Annotated in this window: 3 protein-coding genes; 1 reads left to right on the top strand and 2 read right to left on the bottom strand. The window is 72.2% G+C overall.

All coding sequences use genetic code 11. The features are described from left to right. Positions 1-146: 146 nt before the first annotated feature. Positions 147-2,177, bottom strand: a complete 2,031-nt coding sequence (locus AC13HU_RS27595; protein ID WP_483044666.1) for a PE-PGRS family protein — start codon at positions 2,175-2,177, stop codon at positions 147-149. A gap of 283 nt (positions 2,178-2,460) precedes the next feature. On the opposite strand from AC13HU_RS27595, the gene AC13HU_RS27590 reads away from it, so the two are divergent. Then, complete coding sequence (locus AC13HU_RS27590) at positions 2,461-4,410, top strand: YncE family protein (RefSeq protein WP_483044665.1); 1,950 nt, start codon at positions 2,461-2,463, stop codon at positions 4,408-4,410. A 164-nt stretch (positions 4,411-4,574) separates the two neighbouring features. Here the strand turns inward: AC13HU_RS27590 and AC13HU_RS27585 are convergent, their stop codons facing one another. Then, the gene (locus AC13HU_RS27585; protein ID WP_483044664.1) at positions 4,575-6,728 is read right to left on the bottom strand and encodes an acyltransferase family protein; all 2,154 of its coding nucleotides are present in this window, start codon (positions 6,726-6,728) and stop codon (positions 4,575-4,577) included. Positions 6,729-7,205 lie beyond the last annotated feature (477 nt).

Genomic DNA, 7,205 nt, shown 5'->3' with positions numbered 1-7,205 from the left:
CCCATGCCCACCGGGTGTCCCTGCTGATCGCCCGCTTCGCCCCCGAACCCGGCTGACCCGCAGCCTGGTTGGCCCGAACCCGGCCGATCCGTAACCTGCCGACCGGCAACCTGCCGACCCGTAACTTTCCCTTCGCGGAACTTGGTTCAGTCCCGTTCCGGCTGCGGCCGCCGATCCAGAAGGCGGTGCATCACCGCCTCGGGAACGGCCGGATTCGCGGCGGCCTGCGTCGCCGTCGCGGTGTCGTACAGCAGCTCGGCAAGGACGTGGGCGGGCAGCCGCCGGTCGGCGGCTGCCGTACTCCTGATGTCGGGTTCCGGATCGTCGAGCAGACGGATCAGGGACGCGGCGGACAGGCGCTGGTCGTGCAGAGCCTGGCGGCGGACACCCGAGTCCGGATCCCGGCTGAACCGCTCCACCAGTTCGGCCGGCGCCTTGGGATCGAGGAGAGCGAGCGCACGCTTCCGCGGGTCGGGGTCGTCCGCAAGGCGAAGAACCTGCCGGCGGGGGACGTTGGGGTGCTCGACCATCCGCGCGGCCGAATAGCCGTTCCAGCTCTCCGCCATCTCCAGCAGTACGTCGGCCGGGGCCTGGGCGCAGTGTTCGGCCAGGAACAGCCGGACGATCCGGTCCTCGTCATGGGCCAGCAGGTCGATCACGTCGGGCGGCAGGTCCTCGATGCACGCGGCGCTGCGGCGCAGCATGACGTGCGCGGAGTTGGCGCAGCGGCGTACGGCGTCGTCGTCACCGCTCAGTTCCAGCACCCAAGGGAGCGGGTGGCAGCGGGCGTTCGGGTCGAACTCGATGGCGACGGCGGAGCGTTCCGCCTCGGTGAGGTCCGGCCGGACCGAGACCGTCCAGCGGATGTCCGGTTCGTCGTCCCGGCCGAGAAGCGTCACCAGATCGCGGTCCAGTTTCGTGTTGCGCGCGGCGGCGCGCCGCAGCCGGGTACCGGTGCCGTGGACCAGTCGCTCGGCCAGTTCACGGGCGAGCACGCAGCCCTCGGCGGCACGTTCGCGGTGGTCGTCGTCAGAGAGCGCGGCGAAGCCGGCCGCCGACAGCGGTATGGAGCGGTGGTACCGAAGGACGGCCTCGGCCCGCACGCCGGCGTCCGGGTCGGCGAGGAGGGCCGCCCGGGCCGAGGCGTCCAGGTGTGCCCAGGCGCGCGGGGCGGCCCGCACGCGGACTTCGGTGTCCGGGTCGGTCGCGAGCGCGGTGAGATGCCGTACCGGCAGGTCGTGGTGGAGTGCCAGCTCGGCGCGCACCTGCGGGCTGGGGTCGCCGGCGAGTTGGGCGTACGCCGCGTCGGTGAGCGCCGATCGGTGGTCCACGGCACAGGTGAGAACCATCCATCGGTGCCGGGGGTCCGGATCGCGCAGGAGTTGGGAGCGCTGCTCGGCGTCGAGTTGCCATCGCTCGGCCAGGCCCCGGCGTACGCGCCACTCGGGGTGTGCGAGCCAGGACGCGACCACGTCCTCCGGGAGCTCGCGGAAGATCAGCCGGCCCGGGGGGCGTTCGTCGGGAGCGACGTCGAGCAGGCGGTGCAGCACGGCCGCCGGCGCCGCGCCGTTCCTGGCCAGCCCGTCGCGCCATGCCCCGCGCAACTCGGCCGAGGCGGCGGGCTGTTCCGGGAACGTGTCCCAGCCGGCCCCGTGTGCGGCCGGTCCTTCCACGGCCCGCGCCCGCGCCGACGACTCCAGCCAGTCGGTGAGCGGTGCGACGACGATGAACCGGACCGTGTGTTCCTCGGTGGTGACCCCCAGGACGCTCTCGCCGGCCGGTGCCATCGTCGCGAACCCGGGTCCACCCGGCGGCGGGCCGAGGGCCCCGGCCAGGTCCCAGCGCGTCGACAGCCGTACCCGGGTCCAGTGGTCGTGCCGGTGCCGACCGCCGCAGGTGCGGGCCGGGCCGGCGAAGCTGATCAGGAACTCCCCGTCTCCGTCGATCACACCGTGCTCGACGGCGAGCCGGTGCCACTGCCGGTTCACCTCCGCGACCAGGTCGGGACGCTCGTCCGGCACGGCGACGACAGCGGTGACAGCGGGCTGTGCGGTCCGCGCGACCACCGGACGCCAGGCGGCCGCCGGGGGCCGTACATCGGAAACCCAGCCCCGCCCGACCACCTCCAGGCCGGCGCGGTGGAGCGTTTCGTCCAGTGCGCTGTTCTCCTCCGTCATAGCGGTCATCCTCCTCCACCGGCGCCGCGCCGGGCCGGGCGATTCCGGCCGGCGGGCGTTGCCGAAGCCCCCTTCGCGGCCAGGGCGGTTCGCCGGCGCGTTCCGGGCAAAAGCCACCTGACGGGGAATCCGGTGCATCGCTGTCGGCGTTATGCCCTACGCTTCGTCGACAGCGGTTGCACACACCGGCTTCACAGTCTCTCCACATGCGGGGGCCGGCGTCGTGCGGCGCTCTCAACTCCCCGGTTCACCACCGGGTTTCCTTGTGGGGAGAAGAATTCCTGTGCGTTTGCGCAGCATCTCGACCGCTACATCACTCGCGGTCCTCTTCAGCTCTGCGGCGCTGAGCGTCGCCGCGGCCGGATCGGCCTCGGCCGCGTCCGCCGCTTCGGTCGCCACGCCCGGCGGCATCGTCGCGGATGGTGCCCTGCACCGCGTCTTCCTGGGCGACCGCACCGCCGGGAAGATCGTGGCGGCCGACTACACCGGCGCCGTCGTCGGCTCGGTGGCCGGCATCAGCGGGGTCTCGGGTCTCGCGGTCTCCGACGACGGCACCACGCTGTACGCGGCCGCCGAGGGGACCCACGAGATCGTGGCCCTCGACGCGGCCACTCTCGCCGGCAAGGCCCGTTACGCCGTGGCCACCACGACGGGGCCGCGGTACGTCGCCTACTCCGGCGGCAAGGTCTGGTTCAGCTACGGCGACCAGTGGGACGGCGACCTCGGGTCCGTCGACCCGGCGGTCGATCCGGCGAGCGGGACGGACCCGGTGGCACTCGGGCAGTTCCCGCAGGCGTACCCGGGCATCTGGGGCCCGGCGATCCTCAGCACGAACCCGTCCGAGCCCGGCGTGCTGGCGGTCGGGGAGACCGGCATCTCGTCGGACTCGATGGCCGTCGTCGACACGTCCGGCGCCACGCCGGGTCTGACCGCCTGGTACCAGGGCAACTACTCGCTGAACAGCGGCATCGGCGACATCGACCTGGTGCCCGGCGGGACCCAGGTGCTGATCAACGGCTCGCAGAAGGACGCCTACGCGGACGGGAAGTTCACCGCCGGCGGCACCCTGCCCGCCGGGCAGAAGGCCGACGTCTCCGCGACCGGGCTGATCGCCCAGGTCAACGGCGCCAAGGTGGCCGTCTACCAGGCCGGCGCCACGAAGCCGGTGCGTACGTACTCGGTCGGCGGGACCAACACCGCCGAGGTGACGTGGGCGCCGGACTCCTCGCGGATCTTCGCGCTCGTGTCTTCGGGCGGCGCCTACACCGTCAAGGTGCTCACCGACCCGACGATGAACGTCCCGACCCTCACGCTGAAGGCACCCTCCTCCGCCACGCGCGCCAAGTCGCTCACCGTGACAGGGAAGTTGTCGGCGACGGTGGCGCTGGCGGGCGGCGTCTCCCTGCGGGTCACCCGGACCGACCTCGACAGCCCCAAGGGCAAGGCGCTGCCCGCCGTCAAGACCAGGTCCGACGGCACCTTCTCCTTCAAGGACACGCCGCCGGACGGCGGGAGCGTCAAGTACACGGTGTCGTACGCCGGCGACGCCACGCACACCCCGGTGTCGGCCTCGCACACGGTCGCGGTCTCCCGGGTCAAGCCGACCCTCACCCTGAACAACAACAAGAAGCTGTACGACTACGGCAAGCACGTGGTGTTCACGGCGCACCTGGGTTCGACGTACAAGAACCGTACGGTCGAGATCTGGGCCGACCCCTTCGGCGCCGACAAGCCGAACAAGCTGCTGAAGTCCGCCAAGGTCAACTCCAAGGGCAACGTGTCGGTGACGGTGGCCATGACCCGGGACACCGCGGTCAGCGCCGTCTTCAAGGGTGACGCGCGGACCGCGCCCAGGACGGTGAAGTCCACCGGGTACGCGCGGGTCAAGGTGTCGACCACGCTGTCGAAGTACTACCGGACCGGCAAGATCGGCGCCACGAAGTACTACTACTTCCACAAGAACACCGACGTCATCGACACGACCACGATGACGTACTACAAGGGCCGCAAGCAGCGTTTGCAGCTCCAGATCTGGTACCGGGGCAAGTGGTACACGACCGACTCCGAGTACTTCAAGCTCGGCACCAACGGCAAGTCGATCGTCAGCATGGGTCACCCCGGCAAGTCCGGCATCCGCGCCCGCGTCCGTTCCTCCTACGTCAACGCGAGCTCCGGTGACACCGTGAACTCCACCACCAGCACCACCTGGAAGTACTTCCTCTTCACCAACTAACCGCTACGTCACGCCGGTCGGGTGCGGCCACCAGCGCCGCACCCGACCAAGGCCCGCGTGGAGTTCGCGGTGTTCGCGGCGCCCGACGGTCCGCCACGGGCCGGGATGCTCGGGGTCGGGTTGGGGCGGCGGGCGCGCTCACGGGACTTATGTACGGGGGACGCTCACGGGGCGGTCCGCAGCGGCGTGGCGAGCACGGCCGACAGGCGGCGGCCGAGCGCGGGGGTCAGCGCCTCGGCGTACCCCTCGGCCATGTGGCTGTCGTCGCGGTAGACGAACGTGTCGGCGGCGACGATCGGGCAGGTGCCGGCGCTCGGGCACAGCCAGGGCCGCGGGTCGATGACGTCGACGCCCTGGGTGCCGGCCGCCGCCCGGGCGGCCGTCGCGACCACCGGCTGCTTCGCCGAGCCCGCCACGGTGTTCACGCACCGCCCCAGGTCCAGCGGGTAGGCCGCCGCGCAGTCCACCGGATTGCCCTTCGGCCAGGGCGTGTCCAGCAGGGTCACCACGCGGGCCCCGGTGTCGCGCAACTCCCGGAAGGTGCGCCGGTATCCGTCGGTCCACTGCCGCAACGGGTCCTTCGCGGAGCCGGCGAGCGTGGCCGCGTCGGAGGACGAGGCGATCACCAGCCAGGGGTGCAGGGCCGCGATCCTGGTCAGCGCGTGGTCGCGCCAGGTGTCGCAGGACGTGTACGTCCCGCTGCCCCACTTGACGGGCACGTCGGCCACCTTGCAGGACGCCTTGGTCAGCGACACCAGCTTCCAGTGGTTCGCGCGCGCCAGCCGGTCCATCGCGTCGAACCACTGTGCCGCGTGCGAGTCGCCGAACAGCACGACCACCTTCGCCGAGTCGAGGTCCCCGTACGCGCAGGCCGGCGAGTCGGTGGCGCCGTACCCCACATGGCAGTTGTCCTGGTACACCGCCGACCGGACGGCGGTGATCTGCTCCAACCGCGGTGTGAGGTTGCTCGGCAGGGCGTCGTCGGGCGCGGCCAGCAGCCGCGCCAGGCTCGCCTCGGGATCGGGCGCCGCCGTCAGCGTGTCCGCGAGCGACGGCGCGTGCCCGCGGGACGCGATCGCCGGCGGGAAGAGCTGCGCCGCGAGCGACAGCGCCACGGTGCCCGCGGTGATCCCGAGCCCGACCGCCAGCGATCGGCCCGTGCGGGCACGCAGCGCCCGGTGGAAGCGCACCGGGTTCTCCACCAGCCGCATCGTCACCCAGGCCACCCCCAGCGCCGCCGCCGACAGCGCCAACGCCAGCCGTACGGACGCGGGCCGGTGCAGTGCGGTCGGGCCGATCACCAGCAGCGGCCAGTGCCACAGGTACCAGCCGTACGACAGACCGCCCAGCCACGTCGCCGGCCGCAGCCCCAGCAGCGCCCCCGCGCCGCCCCGCCCGGCCGCGCACCCGCCGCCGACCACCGCGACGGCGGCCAGCACCGGCAGCAGGGCGCGGCTGCCGGGGAAGACCGTCGCGTCGTCGAACCGGACTGCGGCGTACCCGATCCCTGCCAGGCCCGCCCATGACGCGGGCACCGCGACCCACCACGGCAGCCGTTCCAGCCGGCCGGCCGCCAGCGCCACCAGCGCGCCCGCGCCGAGCTCCCAACCCCGCGTCTGCGGGCCGAAGTACGCCCACGACGGCGAGTCCGCCGTGGTCGTCACGCTGCACCACAGCGACACCAGGCAGAGCGCCCCCAGCGGTACGGACAGTACGGCCGGCGGCAGCGCGAACCGGCGTGCCAGCTTCCAGCCGGCCAGCAGCAGAAGCGGCCACACCAGGTAGAACTGCTCCTCCACGGCCAGCGACCAGAAGTGCTGGAACGGCGAGGGCGGGCTGTTCTGCGCCAGGTAGTCCGTGCCGGTCGCCGCCATCCGGATGTTCACCGCGTACAGCGAACTGCTCAGCGCGTCCGCGACGTACTGCCCGAACCGGGCCTTGTACAGGTACAGCCAGCTTCCCGTGAGGGTGGCGACCACCGCGAGCGAGGACGCGGGCAGCAGCCGTGTCATCCGGCGCCCGTAGAACGCGGGTATCGACAGGCCGCCGGTCGAGGCCAGTTCGCGCAGCAGCGCCGAGGTGATCACGAAGCCGGACACCACGAAGAAGACGTCCACGCCGACGTATCCGCCCGCGACCTCCCGCACTCCCGCGTGGGACAGCACCACGAGGACCACGGCGACAGCCCGCAGCCCTTGGATGTCGCTGCGCAGGTCCTTCCGCGCGGGTGGGCCGCCCCGGGTGGCGCGGGTGACGTGGTCATCGCGTGCGTCGCGTGCTCGGCGCTTCCGGTCGGTGACCGGTGAAGAGTTGCTCACGGGTGTATGACCGCCCGGGCGCCCCATCGTTGTCCCGATCCACAAAGCGTCACCGGCCCGCCGTGCCCCGTACACCCGCGGGCGGCTCCGTGGGCGTCGGACGGCCGCTATCCGACCGAACAGTGCAGCACACGTCCGTCGCCGGTGCCGCGGAGAGAGGACCGCCCCGGTCGGCCGGGCGGTGACGGTTCGGGGGGTCGGATCGGCGGAGTCCGAGCGGGCGACGGTCGGCGGGTGGGGCGGTGAGCTGCGGGTTAACCGGATGCGAACCGGACTCCAACCGGCGTCGAACCGCGGGCGCGAACACTGGGTGCCCGCAGGACCCGTAGGGCTCGCGTGACGCGCAGGACCCGAGGAACCCGCACAGCTCGCACAGCTCGCACGACTCCGAGAACTCGCGGAAGCCGCAGGAATTCGCAGGAGCACCATCGAGGCGCTGTGGAAGGGGCGGCCCATGGCATCCGAGCCTTGTGAGGC

The organism is Streptomyces sp. NH27 (genome assembly GCF_056859195.1).
Note: the sequence above shows the minus strand (reverse complement) of the source record. Positions and strands in the feature narration are given on the sequence as shown.